Source organism: Pseudomonas sp. TH32 (genome assembly GCF_016650855.1).
GTDB lineage: Bacteria > Pseudomonadota > Gammaproteobacteria > Pseudomonadales > Pseudomonadaceae > Aquipseudomonas.
Window position 1 is genome coordinate 2,475,259 of sequence record NZ_JAEKFA010000002.1, and the last position, 18,344, is coordinate 2,493,602.

An 18,344-nucleotide genomic window follows, 5' to 3' on the forward strand; every position below is an offset into this window, starting at 1 on the left:
AAGCGTCGTTATCGTCAAGTCGAGCCTGTGAGGCCCATGCGTATCCAGGCGACTACCTAGCCGAATGGCCAGTCGTCGCTTTTTTCCGCCAGGGTCAGAATGCCCCACCCTGGGAATGCGCGCAGTACTACGCAGGGCCAACCTGGCATTCAAGGTGAAAGCGTTTTTCGGGCGTGAACTCCACTCGCACAGGAAGTTGCCGTTATGCCGAAACACCGCACATCCTCGACGTTTTTCAGTCTTGTCTTTTCAATTGCCAGCCTCGCGACGATAGGGCTTGCCGTGCACTGGCTATCCCCGGACGTGTCGGACGCCGCGCCGCCTCCCGGCCCTGCCGCCGTCCCGGTCCGCGCGGCAAGCGTGGAGCAGCGCGACGTACCGGTGATCGTCCAGGCCATCGGGAATGTGCGTTCACTGCGCAGTGTCGATATCCGGCCTCAAGTCGACGGCCTGCTGCTGGACGTACCCGTCAGCGAAGGCCAGTTCGTCCGCCAGGGCGAGCTGCTGGCACAGATCGACGATCGAGCGATTCTCGCCGCCCTGCAACAAGCCCGGGCGGAACGGGATATGGCCCAGGCACAATTGACCTCTGCCAATGGCGACCTCGCGCGCTATCGCGCCCTGGCCAGCGGCCAGGCCATTTCGAAGCAAATCCTTGACCAGCAAACCGCACTGGTGGCCCAGTTACGCGCCGGCCTGCACAGCCGCGACGCGATCGTCACCGCCAACGAGGTGCAGCTATCGTATACGCGGATTCAGTCGCCGACCGACGGACACGTCGGCATTCGCAATATTCACCCCGGCAGCTATGTACGGGCAGGAGATGCCCAGCCCTTGTTCTCCGTCGTGCAACTGGACCCCATCGGTATAGAAAGCGCCCTGCCCCAGGCCATGCTGGGGCAATTGCAGGCACTGCTGGGTGATGCCAGCCAAACCGCAGCGAGCTTGCGTGCCTATGCAAGCGACAGCGGCACCCTGTTGAGCGAGGGGCAGTTATCACTGATCGACAACCGGGTATCCAATGCCACCGGGACGGTGCGTATCAAGGGCACTTTTGCCAACCCACAAGGGGCGCTCTGGCCGGATCAGTCAGTCGTCATCAACTTGCAAACCGACACGTTGAGCAACGCCCTGGTGGTGCCACAACGCGCACTGCGCCAGGGCCAGGAAACCACCTTTGTCTGGAGAATCACCGAGGACAAGGCGGCGCCCCAGCCCGTGCAGGTGACGTACGCCGATGCTTCTATCGCCGTGGTCACAGGCCTGCAACCCGGCGACCTGATCGTTGAGGATGGTTATTCGCGACTGCGTCCCGGCGCCACGGTGCAGATACTCAACGCGGCCGAAACTGCCGGTTTGTCTGATGGCGGAGCCGCTTTCTGATGGCGGCGCGCAAGGTCTACACCTGGTGCATCGACCACCCCACCGGCACCCTTTTGTTAAGCGTTGCCCTGTTGCTACTGGGGTTGATCGCCTACCCGCGCCTCTCCATCGCGCCCCTTCCGGAAGCCGAATTCCCGACCATCCAGGTGACCGCACGCCTGCCCGGCGCCAGTGCCAAGACCATCGCCTCGTCAGTCACAACGCCTCTGGAAGTGGCGTTCAGTTCAGTGCCCGGCATTACCGAGATGACGTCCACCAGTGCCCTCGGCCAGATGACCCTGACCCTGCAATTCACCCTGGAAAAGGATATCGACACCGCTGCCCAGGAAGTCCAGGCGGCGATCAACGCCGCTTCGGCACGCATGCCCAGTGACATGCCCAGCTTGCCTGTGTGGCGCAAGGTCAACCCGGCGGATGGACCGGTGCTGATCATCAGCGTGGTGTCCGGCAGCCGTTCGTTGATCGACGTCAGCGACCTTGCCGAAAGCGTGCTATCGCGCCAACTCAGCCAGATCGGCGGAGTCGGCCAAGTCATCGTGGTCGGCCAGCGCCGCCCGGCGATCCGCATCCAGGCGCGCCCCGAGACGCTGGCGGCAGCCAACGTCAGTTTGCAGGACATCCGCGAAGCCGTGCGGCAATCCAGCATCAACCTGCCCAAGGGCGCGTTGTTCGGTGACACACGTGTGTCGACGCTGGAGGTCAATGACCAGTTGTTTTCGGCCCCCGAATATGGCGACGTTATCGTCAGCTATCGCAATGGCGCGGCCGTGCGCGTGCGTGACGTCGCCGACGTCACACTGGGCGCTGAAAATGACTATGCCCGTGCCTGGCCCAACGGACAGTCCGGGGTGGTGCTGGTGGTTCTTCGCCAACCCGGCGCCAACATCGTCGCGACGGCTGACAGCATCCGGCAAGCCCTGCCCCGGCTACGCGCATCACTGCCGGCCGATGTGACGGTCGACGTGCTGAACGACCGTACGCGCACCATCCGTTCATCCTTGCAGGAAGTGCAACTGACCCTGGGTATCGCAATTGTCCTGGTGATTGGGGTGATGGCGTTGTTCCTGCGCCAATGGTCGGCAACCCTGATCGTCACCGCCGTACTCGGTATCTCGCTGGTGGCCACGTGTGCGGTCATGTATGTGGCCGGTTTCAGCCTGAACAACCTGACCCTGGTGGCCATCGTCATCGCGGTCGGATTCGTCGTCGACGACGCCATCGTGGTCATCGAAAACGTCCACCGACACCTGGAGCGCGGTGAAGACAGACGCACCGCCGCGCTCAAGGGCATCAGCGAAATCGGCTTCACGGTGTGCTCCATCAGCCTGTCGCTGATTGCCGCATTTATTCCGTTGCTGTTCATGGGTGGGGTGATCGGCCGACTGTTTCGCGAGTTCGCGCTCACCGCCACCGCCGCCATTGTGATTTCCGTGGTGCTCTGCCTGACGCTGGCCCCTACGCTGGCATCACTGTTCATGAATGCGCCCGCACACCGGCCGCCAGACAAGGGGTTTCTCGCGTGGCTGAGTAACGGTTACTCACGCGCACTGACCTGGGCGCTGGGGCATCAGCGCAGCATGCTCGGGGTGTTTTTTGCGAGTGTTGTGCTCAGCGTTGCCAGCTTCGTGATGATTCCCAAGGGTTTCTTCCCCCTGCAAGACACGGCATTCATACAGGGCGTGACCCAGGCCTCGGCGGATATTTCCTATGAGGACATGCTGGACAAACATCAGCAACTGGCCGCTATCGTCAGCCAGGACCCGGACGTCACCGACTTCAACCATGCCGTCGGCGGCAGCATCACCGACTCCATCAGTAATGGCCGGATGTGGCTGGTCCTCAACGACCCCGGGCAACGCGATGCAACCATCAGCCAGGTCATCGACCGTTTGCGTCCGCAACTGGCACAGGTGCCCGGTATCCAGGTATATCTTCGCGCCGTGCAAGATATCAACCTGAGCGCCGGCCAGCCACGAGCGCAATACCAGTATGTGTTGCGCGCCGAAGACAGCGGCGAACTCGCCACCTGGACCACCCGGTTGACTGATCGACTGAGAACGCTCCCGTTGTTCAGCGACGTGTCCCATGACCTGCAACTGGACGCAAACGTCACCCGTATTACCCTGGACCGCGACGAGGCCGCACGTTATGGCTTCACTCCCCGCGACCTGGACAACGCGCTGTATGACGCGTTTGGCCAGCGGCAGATCAGCGAGTACCAGACCGAGGTCAACCAGTACCAGGTCATCCTGGAACTCGCCCCTTCGGCGCGAGGCACTGCCGACAGCCTGAACTACCTGCAATTGCGCTCGCCTCTCACCGGAGAGGCCGTGCCCCTGCTGGCATTTGCCCGGATCGAGCCGCCGGTCAGCGGGCCGCTGCTGATCAATCACAATGGTATGCAGCCTGCTGCCAACCTGTCGTTCAACCTGGCACCCGGTGTCGCGCTGGGCCAGGCCGTCGAGGCGCTGCAACAAGTGGAACGGGAGATCGAAATGCCCGCCTCAATCAGTGCAACGTTTCAAGGTTCGGCGCAGGCATTCCAGGCGTCCCTGGCCAGCCAGCCCTACCTGATTCTGGCGGCACTGGTGGCGGTCTACATTATTTTGGGAGTGCTGTATGAAAGCCTGGTGCATCCACTGACGATCCTCTCCACGCTGCCAGCAGCAGGCGTCGGCGCCATCCTGCTGCTATGGGCCTGGCAACTGGACTTCTCGATCATGGCGCTGATCGGGCTGATCCTGCTGATCGGTATCGTCAAGAAAAACGGCATCCTGATGGTGGATTTCGCGTTGCAAGCCCAGCGGAAACAAGGCCTGAGTGCACATGACGCGATCTATCAGGCCTGTATTGCGCGCTTTCGACCCATCATGATGACCACGCTGGCGGCCTTGCTCGGCGCCGTCCCCCTGATGCTCGCGTTCGGTACCGGCGCCGAGTTGCGTGAGCCGCTCGGTGTGGCGATTGTGGGCGGCTTACTGCTGAGCCAGGCCCTGACATTGTTGACCACGCCGGTGGTGTTCCTGGCGCTTGAACGACTGCGCGTCAGCCCTGCTTGATGGCATGCCAGCGGGCAGCGACCTGCTCGGCACTGGCGGCGTTGATCCGCGCCAGGTCGAGCGGATACTCGACACCCGGGTTTTCAACGAAACGCGTGGCGGTGAACTGACCGTTACTGGCCCGCAGGATGTAGCCGCTGTCCTGGCACTGCGCCGAGGCCAGGAAGAGTACGCCGGGAGTTACCCATTCCGGCTTGAGGTTGTCCGGCTCGCCGGTTACGCCCCACATGCGGGTCTTGGCCACGGGTGAGATGGCATTCACCCGAATCCCCGCCTCGGCCCCTTCCCCGCTCAACGCATTCATTATGCCCAGTTGGGCCATCTTGCCGGCGCTGTAGGCCACCAGGCCCGGCTGGGCATAGTGCGTGTACATCGCACGGTCGGAGGTGGTCAGCACGATGCGCGGTGCGGCGGATCGCTTCAGGTAGGGCCAGGCATGCTTGCCCAGCCAGATCGGCGCATAGACGTTGATGTCCATCGCTCGCCGGATAAACGCTGCGTCGGCGGCCTCAATGGATTGATAGCCCACCCAGCCGGCATTGTGGATCAGGATATCGAGCTGCCCGAAATGGGTGATGGCGCATTCGATCAGTGCTCGGCAACCCGCTTCACCCGACAGATCGGTTGCGTGACCGACCACCTGCAAACCCTCGCTCTGAAGCGCCAGCGCGGCCGCCTGAACCACCCGGGGGTCAGCGCCCTCGCCGAGCGCGTCGGTGCCGATGTCGCTGATCACCACCCGCGCACCGAGGCGCGCCAACTCGCGCGCATAACTGAAGCCCAAGCCCCGGGCGGCACCGGTCACGATTACGGTTTTAGCTGTAAAGTCCATCGTTGCGTTCTCCTGATAGGCACTCCACCCTAACAACCCGCGACCGCCCTGTTTAATACTGAAAAACAGCGATGTTGATACCCACGACGTATCAGCCCCTCTCTCTGAAGGAACAGACCCGATGATCGAAACCCGCCTGCTGCGCCAGTTCATTGCTGTCGCCGAGGAGCTGCACTTTCACAAGGCTGCGCTGCGCCTGCACATGGCACAGCCCGCGCTGAGCCAGGCAATCAATCGGCTGGAAGAGAAGTTGGGGTTTGCCCTGCTGGAGCGTGACCGCCGCGGGGTACAGTTGCTGCCGGCGGGCACGGCGTTTCTTGAAACGGCGTACGCGGTCCTCGGGCAACTGCAGCACGGTGTCGAAAATGCCCGGCAAGTCTCACAAGGCACCGCCGGCACACTTACCATCACGTCGGTGTCGATTGCCGGTTACCCGTGGCTGCTCGAAACCCTGCGGCAATTTCGGCTCGCGTTCCCCAAGGTACAGTTGGTGATCAAGGAAATGCCCTCCGCCAGCCAGGCCAAGGCACTCTCGGCTGGCGAGGCCGATCTGGCCGTTTTGCGCTATCTCCCGGGCCAGGCGGATCACATCGAGTCCCGGCTGCTGCTGGATGAACCGATCCTGATGGCACTTCCCGTAGACCATCCCAATGCCGACGACGCCGCTATCGAGTTGAAGCATTTCGCCGGCGCCGACTTTGTGTTCACGCCACAGGTATTGGGCAGTGGCTACCACCATCAATTGATCGGGCTGTGCGAGGCCGCGGGGTTCTCTCCACGGGTGGTCCAGGAAGCCGATCAATTGCACACGCTGATCGGCCTGGTCGCGTGCGGGTTTGGCGTAGCGCTGGTGCCGGAGTCGATTGCGCGCTCGATGAACAGCGACAAGGTGGTGTTTCGCCCCCTCACCGCGGCGTCTTCCAGTATCGGCCTCTACCTCAATAGGAACACCGACAATCCGTCACCGTTGCCCGGGCACTTCGTCTCATTGCTGGAAGGCACGCTGTAATACTTTGCAAGCAATGCCCGGTGACGACTGTCTAAATATTTCCTGCACGGCCAGGGCATCTGTTAAAACCCGTGCTTTGCCCCTGTTCTGGAACCTTCATGCTTTCACGTTTTATGTCCCGTCTCGGCCTGCGCTGGTTTCCCCTGCTGTGCATGGCTGCGGTGATCATCGGCCTGCCAGTGGGTTGCGCCGTGCTGCAGCACAAGGAGCGCGAGCTGCTGTTTCGTGTGGAACCGGGCACTGCCAGCTGGTACAGCGGGTTGCCCCGGGATGTGCAGGAATTTGACCTGAAACCCGCAAGTTTCAAGTCCGGGCAAAACATTCATGGCTGGTGGTGGCCGGCCGCGCAGAAGGACGCGCCGGCGATCCTCTATTTGCACGGCGTACGCTGGAACCTCACCGGTCAGCTGTTTCGCATTGAGCAACTGCGGGCCCTGGGTTTCTCGGTACTGGCTATCGACTATCGCGGCTTCGGCCAGAGCCAGGGCGACCTGCCTTCCGAAACCAGTGTCTACGAAGACGCGCGCATTGCCTGGGAGCGTTTCCAGGTGCTGCAACCCGACCCTGCCAAGCGCCTGATCTACGGTCACTCCCTGGGCGGCGCGGTGGCCATCGACCTGGCGGCAGAACTGGGCAAGCAGGCCGCGCAGAATAATAGGCCGCCGCCGGTGCGTGGGTTGGTGATCGAATCCACGTTTACCTCATTGGCGGATGTGGCCACGGCCGTCGCCAACACCTCGCTGCCGGTACGTTGGCTGCTGTCGCAGAAGTTCGACTCCATCGACAAGATCGCCGATATCCACATGCCGCTGCTGGTGGTCCATGGGCTCGCCGATGCCTTTGTGCCACCGCGCTTCAGCCAGCAATTGTTTGATGCCGCACAAGAACCCAAACACCTGTTGCTGGTGCCCGGCGCTACTCACAATGACAGCATGCGCCTGGGCGGCAGCAGCTATCGCCAGGCCCTCAACAACCTGATGCAAACGAAGCGGCCGACACAGGTCGCCGGCCCCTCCACCGTGCGCCCCAACGACTCTTAAATGTGCATTTCGGCACCGGTTTCGCCGGTGCCTGTCAAGACGAAAAGCCTGCCCATACTGGCCATAAACAGCGGCTGATCAAATATTAACCGCGGGTTAAATCGCCATACCCGCCGGGCTCAAGGGAAGTTATCCACAGAGATACCCACGGTTTTCGTGGACAACTCTTTTTACTTTTTTACGATTTTTTTGCTCAGTAACGTCCTGTCGGAACGGTCCTCGGGAGCAAAATCTCCTGCGTCACCTCGGGTTCACCGACTGCTCCGGTGCCGCCCACATGCGGCCACCCATTGCGTTTAGTTCTTCGCCTGATTAATCTCGCATAAACACGCAATAACGAGCATAAACATGCACAATACCCATGCCGCCATCGACCTGCCCTCCTTGCGCAAACAGAAAATCCTGTTGCTGCTGGAGCGCGATGGCAAAGTCACCGCCTCGGACCTGGTGGAGCATTTCGCCGTTTCCCAGGACACCATCCGCCGCGACCTCGGCGAACTTGCCTCCGCCGGCTTGCTGCAACGCGTGCATGGCGGCGCGCTGCCAAGGCCCAAGGACACCGGCAAGGATTTCTTCACCCGTTTTGGCGAAACCACCGCGACGAAACGCCACCTGGCGCAGCTCGCCGCCGATCGCGTGGAAGACGGCCAGATCGTGCTGTTCGACTCGGGCACCACCACCCTGCAAATCGCCCAGTCCTTGCCGCACGCCATCAAGCTGACCGCCGTCACCCACTCACCGATGATTGCCATCGCGTTGTCCGAGCACCCCAATGTGACGGTGATCCTTGCCGGCGGGCAGCTCAACCCGGTGACCATGGCCGCCAGCGGGCACGAGGCGTTGCGGCTGATCCAGGGCATCAAGGCAGACTTGTTGTTTACGGGCGTGTGCGCACTGCATCCACAGGTCGGCATCAGCTCGTTGCACTTCGAAGAAGTTGCGGTGAAACAGGCTATGCTCGACAGCGCTTCCCACGTGGTGGCTGTCACCCTGGCCGACAAGCTGGGGGCCGTAGAGCCATTCGTGGTGGCGCCGTGCAGCCGCATTCACACGCTGATTACCGAGTGGCACGTGCCGCCGGGCAGTGTCGAGGCTTATGAATGCCTGGGCCTGGAAGTGATGCAAGTGGACGCCTGACACAGGCTTGGCCCGATAGCTTTGCAGAGGAATAGACCCATGGCGTTTCCCGTCCTGATTCTGGATGCACCCAGCCCGCCCTTACTGCATGACGAAATCGAGCGATGCCTGGCATACGGGCTGGAAATCACCCTAAACCTGCACTACTTCGCCGACCAGGACAGTGTCCAGACGCACTACGCCGGGCGCGTTCAGTTCGTGGATATCAATTGCCACGACACGCCTTCACTGATCGGTGCCGTGGTAGAGGCCGGCGGCTACAGCGTACTCAAGACCCGTTTGAACATTCCCCTGGGCGCTGCGCTGATCAACGCCGCCGCGTCGCCGGATCTGGGCAGCCCGTTACAGGCGATCGCCCAGGCGGGTGTCGGGCTTAACCATATTGACTTGAAGGCCGCCGCCGAGCGTGGCGTGACCGTGCTCAATACCCCAGGGGCCAACGCGACGGCCGTGGCTGAATATGCACTGGCACAAACGCTGTTCCTGTCTCGTGACCTGAATCTCTACAACGCCAAGACCCATCAAGGCCAGTGGTCAAAAGGCCTGCTCGCACCCGCGCCGCAAATTGCCGAGCTGACCCTGGGGCTGGTGGGCACCGGCAGAATCGCCCAGTCGCTTGCCCACAAGGCACTAGCCCTGGGCATGAACGTGATCGCCACCGGCTCCGAGCGATTCACCCAACAGGCCGCTGCGAACCTGGGCCTGCAATGGCGCGCCTCGCTCGACGCGTTGCTGGAGGAGGCCGACGTGGTGTCCATTCACACGCCACTCACGGCACAGACCAAAGGCTTGTTCGGCACTGCCGCATTCACACGGATGAAACCCGGGTCGATCCTGATCAATACCGCCCGTGGCGGGATCGTCGACGAGGGCCAGTTGGCGACGTTCATGCAGCGCTTTCCCGGCCATATCAAGGGGGTCGCCATCGATACCTTCGCCCGGGAAAAGGACCAGTTCGAATCGCCTTTGACTGGCGTTGCCAACGCGATCCTGACGCCGCATATCGCCGGCAACACACGCACCGCAATCAGCGAGGCATCAAGGCAAATCGTTGACCACATTCATGCCTTTCGCCAGGCAATGCTTGCAGGTTAAGTGCATCGGCCCATGACTGCCTCCGTCCCTCACTGACCCAGCTTGCGCTCGACTTCAGCAGCCTTCTCTTTGATCTGGTCGGTTTGCCGTTGTGTGTCCTTGATCGACGTCGGCGTGATCACCTTGTCGACGGTTTCCGTCTTGGGGTTGGGGCGCTGCAGGGAGCTGTCCTGTTCATCAACCTGGCGACCTTTCTGCGCCTGTTCGGAGCTGATGGCATCGGGAGTTTTGTCGGCGTTTTTTGCGGTGCCCATGGGGTGTTCCTCCTGTTGAAAACATAACGCTCCAGCACGGAGCCGTTATGCAGCAGAGCCCTTGGGTTTTCGATAGTTCAAGGAAATTGTCCCGGGTGGGGCCCCGGGAAATAAGCGCAAATTAATTTAAACCTTTTGCTCAGGCATCCGCTCAACAGTCCGGTAGCAGCATTCGCACACCCTACTCAGGAGACACTCGACCATGAGTTCGCAACTGCACGGCAAGAAGATTCTGATCATCACCTCCAACACCGGCATCGAGCGCGACGAGCTGCTCAAGCCGCTGGAAGCCCTGCGTGGTTTCGGCGCTACGGTAACCCACGGTTCGAGCAAGGGTGGCAGAACGCAGACCTTCCTTCAGGACACCGAGAAAGACCGGACCGTGGAGTCCGATGCCAAGCTCTCAGAGCTGAGCGGCAGTGACTTCGATGCACTGGTCATCCCCGGCGGCACCGTCAACGCCGACACCCTGCGCCAGGACGCCGACGCCTTGCGGCTGATCAACGACTTCGTCAAGGCCGGGAAAACCGTCGCCGCCATCTGCCACGGCCCGTGGGCCCTGATCGATGCCGGGGTGATCGGCGGCAAAACCCTCACCTCCTACAAAAGCGTGCGCACCGACCTGGTCAACGCCGGTGCAGAAAACTGGGTGGATACTGAGGTGAAAGAATGCCCCGCCAACGGCTGGACACTCATCACTTCACGTACACCGGATGACCTGCCAGCGTTCAACCAGGCGATTGCCAACGCACTGGCGGCTTAACGCCAGCCCATGCAAACAGGCGCCCTCGGGCGCCTGTTTTTTTTCCAATTCTGTATCAGCCTTTGCCATGCCCGGTGACATGAGTTGCACGGTTGACGCCCTTAGGTCCAAACAGCGCCCAGAGGATCAGCCCCAACAGCGGCATGAAGATCAGCACCACCAGCCATAACCCCTTGGTTTCCCAGCCACTGCCACTGCGCAGCACGCTGTTGATCGCCCACAGTTCCAGCAGTACCAGAATCACTGCCAAGCCAATCCAGACATATTCGATTTGCATGATTCATCCTCCTGAGGTCGTATGGGTTAGGTCAATCAACACGCCTGAGGGTTCATTAAAATTGCAGCGGATGGCTCTCGCCCAACGGTTGCGGCAGGTCCATCCGATGACCTGACGCGCCACGTGAAAATCCACGAACTGGGAGCCGCCACGGCAGAGACGCACCTGGATATTTTCAAGTGCTTGTCGGCCGAGAAAAAAGTGATTGCCGCCCACGAGTCGCTGGTCTACCGAATTACCCATGAGGTTGAGCAGATTGTGCTCGCAGAAGACATCCAGCAATGGAAAGTCAGCGGAGGATAGGCATTGTTTAATGCATGCAAGCCACCCTCCGTCCGTGCAAGCTGCACGATCCAAGCTCGCTTTGACTATCAATAACTCATTGTTTTATAAACAAATAAATATTCAGTTCAACTTGGTACAACTCATGCTGTAGAGCTCTGGACAGGCGGGCATTTCGACCCGCCCTTCCGCTATCCGTGAGGTGTCACCCATGAACGCCATTGATCTTCTCAAGGCCGACCACGAACGCGTCAAAGCCATCTTGAGCCAACTGAGTGAGTCGACCGAGCGCGGCGTCAAGAAGCGTACGGAGTTGCTGGCCAAACTGGAGATGGAAATCAGCCTTCATACCCGGCTTGAGGAAGAAATCCTCTACCCGGCTTTCCGCAAGGCTGGGGGCAAGGACCAGGAAATCATGTACCACGAAGCCAAGGAGGAACATCGCACTGTCGACTCTCTGGTATTGCCGGACTTGAAACAGACTTCCCCGTCCACCACCGAGTTTTCCGGGCGCGTCAAAGTGGTCAAGGAACTGTTGGAGCACCACATTGAGGAAGAAGAAAGCGAGATGTTCCCGCAGGCGAAAAAGCTGCTGGGCAAGGCGCTGCTGGAGGAGCTTGGTGCAGAGATGGAAGCGATGAAAGCCGCGCACAAGAAGGCCCTCGGCGCCAAGCCACTGGCCGCGTGATGCCCATTCGTCGCTTGCAGGCAAACTTTTTCAAACTTTGACTTGGCTGGCGGATTCCCAATCAGGCAACACCATTGATTCGCTCGTCACTGAAGGGTTTGAAAATGGCGGGGCCCAAAGCCACGCCCCTGCTTCCAGGAAGCCTTGATTGAGGCGTTGCCGAAGCCTGGAGATGCTCCGGGCTTCGGTCCTTACCGCCAACAAGAGGGATTGAGTCATGAAGACCTGTATTTCCCAAAGGATTGTACTTGCCGCCAGCCTGACGCTCCTACTGTATGCCCCCGCCTATGCAGCCTTCGGCGACAACACCGCCCCCGAGGCACCCGCCTTGAGCGGCAACAGCGCCCCTGGCTCGGCGCTCCCGCCGGGCACCTACCCCAGCAGCCCGTCCGGAGCCGACAGCAGCGGCAGCAAGGACGCTGAAACCAAAGCGCCTGCGCCGTCAAAAAGCGTGAAGAGCACGCGCCACAAGAGCCCCTCGACCCAGCATCCCGCCAGCAAGACCGGCAAGAAAGCCGCTTCTGAATCGGGCAGTTGAGCCCTTAGAGCTCGCTTGGGCCGCCGATAAAGTCCAGTCGCAGATTCAACCACTGCCGAACGATTTCCCGAGCTGCTTGCCGGGCATCATCAGCAGAAAAGCCGCGCTCGCGCTGCAACCAGTCGCTCGTCGCTTGCCGCGCTGGCTCAACGGCCGCCAGCGTCTGCCGGCGTTGCTGGGCGGGCCATTGCTTATCAACACCCCAGTCGCGCAGGGTAAGTTCAGGGTCCTGGGTCCGCCCGGCGGTGCCCGGTTGGAGAAACAGCCGAGGCGACGCGGTAGCCTTGAGCGAAAGAGCGCTCCAGTCGGCATAGCTGGCAAAGCGGATGGTGCCTTCGTTCTGCGATGCCGTGGACAACGGCTCGGTCAAACTATCGTCCAGCCGCTTCCACGCCGGCTGCGCAAACAGGTCGCCCTGCGGCGCGCAAATCGGTGCGAAGCTGTCCCGGGTGGAGCCGTACAGCGATCCGAACGACTCATACGCGACCTCGCCCTGACGGCTGAAAACAAAGCAGTGCACATAGGGACGCTGGTCAGCGAACAGCTCATACCGTTCGCGCTCGATCATCATGCGCAGCAACGTCAACATCACCCGGTCACGGCTGACGGCGGGATCGTTTTGCAGGTCCTGCCAGATCGACCAGGGAAAATTGTCTTCCTTGAGCGCTACGAGGACCTGCTTGCGATTCTCCTCGGCCTCGCTCGCCGTGACACCACTGTCGGGTTCAAAACGCTGCAGGTAGACCAGCCAGGCGGCCGCCAGGTCATTCATCGGAAAGCGCCTGAGCCCCTCTGCCGCCTGAGCCGGATGGTAAGGAATGCTGGCAATGATTGCGTCAACAGCGGCCGTGTCCTTGTGGGTGATCGAACCCACCTCGACCACTCGCTGGCTCAGTTTCGATTGCAGGCAACCGACCAGTGTCTCCGGCTCACGGGCACACTCGTTGCGAGTCTGCAGCCAGGTGCGCTGGCCACGGCGCAATTCGTCGCGCTGATCGGGGGCCAGTTTGGCCATTGCCTGGCCGTAGTAAATGCCAAGAAAACTGTCGAGTTCGCTCAACTCGGGGCTGGCGCAAATGGCCTTTTCCACCGGTGTGGAGGCTTTTTTACACTCGAAAGACGCGCCACTGGCGGGCATGCCTGCGCCCATCAGCACGCCAGCGAGCAACAACGTTGGGTAGACGGTATTCATACGGCGGGCCATGACTTTCCTTGGATGAGTTCCTTTCAAGGCGCCCATTGTGCCGAGGCAATTGCCAATGTCCAGCCTGGCGGCGCCGCGTTACGAAGCGCCTGCCAGCTCACGCTCAATCTGTTCGATGCTGGGCAAGCTGGTTTGCAACTCTGCCGGCAGCGATTCCACCAGTTGATACTCGGCAACCCCAATCGGACGGGAGCTGTCACGCAAGGCGTATTCGGCCACCACTTCATTCCTGCTCTTGCACAGCAGCAGGCCGATGGTAGGACTGTCCTGCGGGTGCTTGAGCTGGGCGTCCACCGCCGCGAGGTAAAAACCCAACTGCCCCAGGTGGTCGGGCTTGAACTTGCCGGCCTTGAGTTCGATCACCACATAGCACCTCAGCTTGAGGTGATAAAACAGCAGGTCGACGAAAAACTCCTCGCCGCCCACATCCAGCAAGACTTGCCGCCCTACGAAGGCAAAACCTGCGCCCAGCTCCAACAAAAAATCGGTGACATGTTTGACCAGCGCGTTTTCGATTTCGCGCTCCTGCGCATCGAGCGTCAGCCCGAGAAAGTCAAAACGGTACGGATCCTTGAGCGATTCGCGCGCCAGGTCGGACTGGGCCTTGGGCAGCAGCCCCTCGAAGTTGCTGACGGCATTTCCACTGCGCTCCAGCAGGCGACCTTCGATTTGCATTACGAGAACGTTGCGCGACCAGTTGTGCTCGATGGCCTGGGCGGCATACCAACGTCGAGTTTCGGGCCCCGGCAGCTTATCCAGCAACGCCAGTTGGTGATACCACGGCAATTGTGCAAGCACCCCTTGCACAAATTCGGGATCCGGCCACGCTTGCGCAAATGCACGCATATATTTCAGATTGCGCGGCGAAAAACCCTTCATCTCCGGAAAGGCTGAACGCAGGTCCTGCGCCAGTCGCCCAATCACCTTGCTCCCCCAGCCCTGCCGCGCTTGCCGGGTCAAAATATCCTGGCCGATCTGCCAGTAGAGCAGCACCAGCTCGCGGTTTACCGCCAACGTGGCGCGTTGCTGGGCCGAGTGGATTCGACCCTTGAGGTCAGTCAGCCAGTCGCTGTACCCCTCGGGTGGTGTGGTCAGGCTTTCGCAGGTCTCACTCATTCCTTTTCCCTCGTGGGTTTGGCAGGCGGCCGATGGTAGCGAGGGAAAAATGCAGAGTGGGCCAGCAGAATGCTTTCGATACAAATCTGCTGGAACCCTCCATGAGCGTGGCTTAATGCAGATCAAGAGGTGCCCCGGCGTGGCTCCTGTGGTCAAATGGACCGGTCACTTCCATGGTTATTCCCGATCTATGAACGCCACACCCACCGACGACAGCCAGGCATCCACCGGGGACCGCATCCTGTTCCTGCTCAAGACCCGTGGCCCACTGAAAACCACGGACCTGGCTGCGCTGTTGGACATCACCTCCGAAGCCGCCCGCCAGCAAATCCAGAAGCTACAGGTCGCGGAGTTGATCGTCGGCGTATCGGCCCCCATCTCGGGTGCCGGTCGGCCATCGCTGAAGTGGACACTGACCGAAACCGCCCAGAGCAAATTCCCCGATTCCCACAGCGTGCTGACGTTGCACCTGATCGACTCCATCGAAGGAATTTTTGGCAGCGAAGGCGTGGAAAAAGTCATCGCCAGCATGGAGGCGGCGGCCAAACACGAATACATCCAGGCCTGCTCCGCCGCGTCGAACCTGCAGGAGAAAGTCGAGATCCTGGTGCAGATTCGCGAGCGCGCCGGGTACATGGCACAGATGGAGCCGCTGGACGATGGCTGGCTATTGGTGGAAAACCACTGCCCCATCTGCGTGGCTGCGCGCAAGTGCCAGGGCTTCTGCCGCTCGGAGCTGCAGATTTTCCAGGCGGCGCTGGGGGACGAGAATGTGGTGGAGCGGTGCGAGCATTTGATTTCCGGGGACCGGCGCTGCGCCTACAGCATCCAGCCCCGCAAGTAAAAAAGAGGCTGCGGTGGGCTGCGCAGCAACCGTAATTCCATCACCGCAGTGTCCCGGATACACCAACGGGTCAGGCTTCACGAAAGCTGCGCAGTCCATCGCAGCCTCGGCCTCAAGCCAAGGTCAGGCCCCTTGCAGATTGAACAAGGCAAATGCCAACAGCGCCCAGACCAGCAGCACCAAATGCGTCAGCTGCAAGCCCTCCTGGCGAATCCAATAGCCGAACCACAAGCCGCCCAGCAGCATCGTGAAAACGAACGCCGAGAAGCCGCTGAGGGCGAGATTGAGCCATGGCCGGGCCGCCGCCAGGCCGTCGCCGAGGACCAATTGGTAGCTGCCGGCCCACGCCGCCACTGCCGCGACAACTTGCAGGGCCAGCACTATCAGCAGTGCCCACTGATGGAGGCGTGGCGAGCGCACCGCACGCCTCAACAAGGGCGTATCGATAGCCGGAGCTTGGTGCAGCGGCGCCATGGCCATGGTCGCGCCCACGGCACCCACCGAGCTGCGAAAAGCCTGCCCGTTGTTAAGCACCGCGACGGTCAGCCAGACACTCAAGCCCAGGGCCTGCGTCCCCAGGAACAGACCGGTGGAACCACCCGGCAGCAATGCGTCCACGCTCATCCAAACCTCCATATTCACTGAAAGGGCAAATCGGGTTTCAGCCATATACACAAGAACTTGCTTGGATAATACGGTGAGCGCTTTAACTTACACAAGACATTACTTTTTGCAGGTGCCGCCAACGGCCTAAACCCGCACGCCGAGCATGCCGCTGGTAATGATGATTGTGATCACGCCGCCCACCCCAATAACCCACCAGGTCGCCAGCAAACTGCGCGACTCGATGACATTGTGGTTACGCAACACACCACGCAAACCGCAACCCAAGTGCGCAATCAGCAAGAACACCGCCAGGGAGTAATGCGGCAGCAGCCGAATGCTCCACGGATCCGCCAGCAACCCTACCGGCTCGGCCACGGCCCAGGCGTAATCGGTGTCGGTGCCGAAATAACGCGCCAGGGTAAACACCGAGTTGATATGGGACGCGATAAACAGCGACAAATACGCACCTGACGCAGTCTGCAAGGCATCCAGCAGATCGGCGCGGGTGACGGTTTTCGGGCGAATCAACACCAGCCCGCTGAGAATCTGGAAGAAAAACGTGACGATGATCACCGGCTCCAACACGCCATTGCGATACACCACTCGCAGCGCCTCCATCACCGACTTATGCACATCGGTACCCAGTACACCCAGCAGGTGGTTGAACAGGTGCGGCGCGAGAAACACCAACAGGATCGCCACCGAGGTGATGCCGTGGGCGACACGCAGCTTGATATAGGTCTTGTCGGAGGTCACCAGGCTGATGCTCGGGCCCGTTGACGACACCATCGCAAAAAAGCCCGTCAGTGCCAGCCACAGGCTGCTCCATACCGCGATGTCGTGGCCGTAGATTTTCATCAGGTACAGCACGACGCCCATCAGCGTGTACGCGGGAGGCGCCGCCACCGCAAGGCACGACAAGCGCCGCGCCAGCACCAGACGCGTGCTCATCACCGGCTGGACACCGGTCACATACACACAGGCAAACGCAAGCAGCGGCACGGCATAGGCACTCAGGATCAACGCCAGGACGACCGGGGTGCCGGCGCCTGCCACATGCGCCTGGTTACTCCACGCCAGCGCCCACGGATAGTACAGCGCCGCAGCGAAGGGCAGCACCCATAGCCACTCCAGCCAGGGTTTGATAGCTTTGCTTAACATATTGATTTCCCGGTGATAAATATCACCGGATAGTGCCCAGCCATCGCCACCCGCGACAATTAGGCACCCAGGCAAAAGCCTTTTACCCAATGGTCATGCCTGGAAGGCTTGCACCATGTAGTCGACGAACAGCTTGACCCGCAGCGGTATCTTGTCGCGCTGCCGATAGCAGATGTAATGCCCCCTGCCCCGCGCCTTCGCCGCATAACCCGGCAGCAAAACGATCAAACGCTGTTGCGCGATCCAGTGCTGCGCCTGATAGCCGGCCAGCTGTGCCACACCACCACCGGCTACGGCCGCGAGCGCCACTAGCTCCGGGTCATTGAACAACTGGTTGTAAGGCAACGGGAGGCGCATGAACTGCCCATTGACTTCAAACTCCCACACATGCGGCTTGCCCGATTGCGCCAGGCGAAAGGCGATGGTTTTGTGCGCCGCCAGGTCTTCAAGGGTCTGCGGGTAACCGGCTCGCTGCAGATACTCGGGCGCGGCACAGGTGACGAAACTCATCGGCGCCAGCTGTTTGGCAATGACATCGGCGTCCTCAAGCCGACCGTTGCGGATCGCGACATCCACCCGGCCCTCGGAGAAATCCACGTGGCGATCGTTCAGGTCAAATTCGAGGGTGATGTCCGGGTGTGCGTTACAGAACCCAGGCAGCAACGGCGCAATGCACTTGCGCCCAAAGCCCACGGTAGAGCTCACGCGCACTACGCCGGACGGCGACTGGGTAGCGTGTTTCAGCGCTTCGGTCGTGCGCAACAGATGCTCGACACTGGGCAGGCACTCTTCAAAAAACCGTCGCCCTTCCTGCGTGACCGCCACGCTGTGGGTCGTGCGTTCCAGCAGCTTGATTGCCAGTTGGGTTTCCAGGCGCGTAATGCTGCGACTCACCGAAGGCACTGAAATGCCCAGGTCGCGTGCTGCCTCGCTGAAGCTTTCGCTGGCCGCGACTTTCATGAAGGCGATGACGCCGGCGAAGTTTTTTCCGATGGACATCGGTGGGGTTTCCTTGAAGGGCGCACGCCAAAAGCCTCGACAGTACCCAACCGGAAA

Annotated in this window: 19 protein-coding genes; 11 read left to right on the forward strand and 8 right to left on the reverse strand. The window is 60.8% G+C overall.

Features of this window, described 5'->3' with window-relative positions; genetic code table 11:
• Positions 1-282 precede the first annotated feature (282 nt).
• Both JFV30_RS14995 and JFV30_RS15000 read left to right on the forward strand, forming a co-directional pair.
• Positions 283-1,383: an efflux RND transporter periplasmic adaptor subunit gene (locus tag JFV30_RS14995; RefSeq protein ID WP_275964194.1), complete on the forward strand. Its 1,101-nt coding sequence runs from the start codon at positions 283-285 to the stop codon at positions 1,381-1,383.
• Positions 1,383-4,442: an efflux RND transporter permease subunit gene (locus tag JFV30_RS15000; RefSeq protein ID WP_201124456.1), complete on the forward strand. Its 3,060-nt coding sequence runs from the start codon at positions 1,383-1,385 to the stop codon at positions 4,440-4,442. The genes JFV30_RS14995 and JFV30_RS15000 overlap by 1 nt, the downstream gene beginning before the upstream one ends.
• On the opposite strand, the gene JFV30_RS15005 is transcribed toward JFV30_RS15000, so the two are convergent.
• Positions 4,429-5,274, reverse strand: coding sequence for an SDR family NAD(P)-dependent oxidoreductase (locus JFV30_RS15005; RefSeq protein WP_201124457.1), 846 nt, complete (start codon positions 5,272-5,274; stop codon positions 4,429-4,431). The two genes, JFV30_RS15000 and JFV30_RS15005, sit on opposite strands and share 14 nt — an antisense overlap.
• A 121-nt stretch (positions 5,275-5,395) precedes the next feature.
• Here JFV30_RS15005 and JFV30_RS15010 point away from each other — a divergent pair, with 121 nt between their 5' ends.
• The 4 genes from JFV30_RS15010 to JFV30_RS15025 all read left to right on the forward strand — a co-directional run bounded on the left by JFV30_RS15010 (position 5,396) and on the right by JFV30_RS15025 (position 9,555).
• Positions 5,396-6,283, forward strand: coding sequence for a LysR substrate-binding domain-containing protein (locus JFV30_RS15010; RefSeq protein ID WP_201124458.1), 888 nt, complete (start codon positions 5,396-5,398; stop codon positions 6,281-6,283).
• A gap of 98 nt (positions 6,284-6,381) precedes the next feature.
• A complete protein-coding gene (locus JFV30_RS15015) occupies positions 6,382-7,323 on the forward strand; it encodes an alpha/beta hydrolase (RefSeq protein WP_029615946.1) in 942 nt (313 codons plus the stop codon).
• 348 nt (positions 7,324-7,671) lie between these two features.
• The gene (locus JFV30_RS15020; RefSeq protein WP_010171729.1) at positions 7,672-8,460 is read left to right on the forward strand and encodes a DeoR/GlpR family DNA-binding transcription regulator; all 789 of its coding nucleotides are present in this window, start codon (positions 7,672-7,674) and stop codon (positions 8,458-8,460) included.
• 39 nt (positions 8,461-8,499) lie between these two features.
• Positions 8,500-9,555, forward strand: coding sequence for an NAD(P)-dependent oxidoreductase (locus JFV30_RS15025; RefSeq protein ID WP_201124459.1), 1,056 nt, complete (start codon positions 8,500-8,502; stop codon positions 9,553-9,555).
• Between the two features lie 29 nt (positions 9,556-9,584).
• On the opposite strand, the gene JFV30_RS15030 is transcribed toward JFV30_RS15025, so the two are convergent.
• Complete coding sequence (locus JFV30_RS15030; protein ID WP_201124460.1) at positions 9,585-9,809, reverse strand: hypothetical protein; 225 nt, start codon at positions 9,807-9,809, stop codon at positions 9,585-9,587.
• Positions 9,810-10,011: 202 nt separating this feature from the next.
• On the opposite strand from JFV30_RS15030, the gene JFV30_RS15035 reads away from it, so the two are divergent.
• Entirely contained in the window at positions 10,012-10,572 is a 561-nt protein-coding gene (locus JFV30_RS15035; RefSeq protein ID WP_201124461.1) for a type 1 glutamine amidotransferase domain-containing protein, read from the forward strand.
• A 55-nt stretch (positions 10,573-10,627) separates the two neighbouring features.
• Here the strand turns inward: JFV30_RS15035 and JFV30_RS15040 are convergent, their stop codons facing one another.
• Positions 10,628-10,849 carry a PLD nuclease N-terminal domain-containing protein gene (locus tag JFV30_RS15040; protein ID WP_201124462.1) on the reverse strand — a complete coding sequence of 74 codons (222 nt, stop codon included), beginning with the start codon at positions 10,847-10,849 and terminating at the stop codon, positions 10,628-10,630.
• A 123-nt stretch (positions 10,850-10,972) separates the two neighbouring features.
• On the opposite strand from JFV30_RS15040, the gene JFV30_RS15045 reads away from it, so the two are divergent.
• The 3 genes from JFV30_RS15045 (at position 10,973) to JFV30_RS15055 (ending at position 12,357) form a co-directional block, all read left to right on the forward strand.
• Positions 10,973-11,152 (forward strand): peptidase, encoded by a 180-nt coding sequence (locus tag JFV30_RS15045; RefSeq protein ID WP_275964196.1) that lies wholly within the window; start codon positions 10,973-10,975, stop codon positions 11,150-11,152.
• 190 nt (positions 11,153-11,342) lie between these two features.
• The gene (locus JFV30_RS15050; protein WP_010171742.1) at positions 11,343-11,819 is read left to right on the forward strand and encodes a hemerythrin domain-containing protein; all 477 of its coding nucleotides are present in this window, start codon (positions 11,343-11,345) and stop codon (positions 11,817-11,819) included.
• Between the two features lie 217 nt (positions 11,820-12,036).
• Positions 12,037-12,357: a hypothetical protein gene (locus tag JFV30_RS15055; protein WP_201124463.1), complete on the forward strand. Its 321-nt coding sequence runs from the start codon at positions 12,037-12,039 to the stop codon at positions 12,355-12,357.
• A 4-nt stretch (positions 12,358-12,361) separates the two neighbouring features.
• Here the strand turns inward: JFV30_RS15055 and JFV30_RS15060 are convergent, their stop codons facing one another.
• Both JFV30_RS15060 and JFV30_RS15065 read right to left on the reverse strand, forming a co-directional pair.
• Complete coding sequence (locus JFV30_RS15060; RefSeq protein ID WP_201124464.1) at positions 12,362-13,561, reverse strand: lysozyme inhibitor LprI family protein; 1,200 nt, start codon at positions 13,559-13,561, stop codon at positions 12,362-12,364.
• Between the two features lie 78 nt (positions 13,562-13,639).
• The gene (locus JFV30_RS15065) at positions 13,640-14,677 is read right to left on the reverse strand and encodes a PDDEXK nuclease domain-containing protein (protein ID WP_201124465.1); all 1,038 of its coding nucleotides are present in this window, start codon (positions 14,675-14,677) and stop codon (positions 13,640-13,642) included.
• Positions 14,678-14,867: 190 nt separating this feature from the next.
• Between JFV30_RS15065 and JFV30_RS15070 the strand changes: the two genes are divergently transcribed.
• Complete coding sequence (locus tag JFV30_RS15070) at positions 14,868-15,521, forward strand: helix-turn-helix transcriptional regulator (protein WP_169388776.1); 654 nt, start codon at positions 14,868-14,870, stop codon at positions 15,519-15,521.
• A 123-nt stretch (positions 15,522-15,644) separates the two neighbouring features.
• On the opposite strand, the gene JFV30_RS15075 is transcribed toward JFV30_RS15070, so the two are convergent.
• From JFV30_RS15075 to JFV30_RS15085, 3 genes are all read right to left on the reverse strand, one after another.
• The gene (locus JFV30_RS15075) at positions 15,645-16,145 is read right to left on the reverse strand and encodes a DUF2165 family protein (protein WP_201124466.1); all 501 of its coding nucleotides are present in this window, start codon (positions 16,143-16,145) and stop codon (positions 15,645-15,647) included.
• Positions 16,146-16,271: 126 nt separating this feature from the next.
• The gene (locus tag JFV30_RS15080) at positions 16,272-17,288 is read right to left on the reverse strand and encodes a hypothetical protein (RefSeq protein WP_201124467.1); all 1,017 of its coding nucleotides are present in this window, start codon (positions 17,286-17,288) and stop codon (positions 16,272-16,274) included.
• 93 nt (positions 17,289-17,381) lie between these two features.
• On the reverse strand, positions 17,382-18,287 hold the full coding sequence (locus tag JFV30_RS15085) for a LysR family transcriptional regulator (protein WP_201124468.1): 906 nt from the start codon (positions 18,285-18,287) through the stop codon (positions 17,382-17,384).
• Between the last annotated feature and the right edge of the window lie 57 nt (positions 18,288-18,344).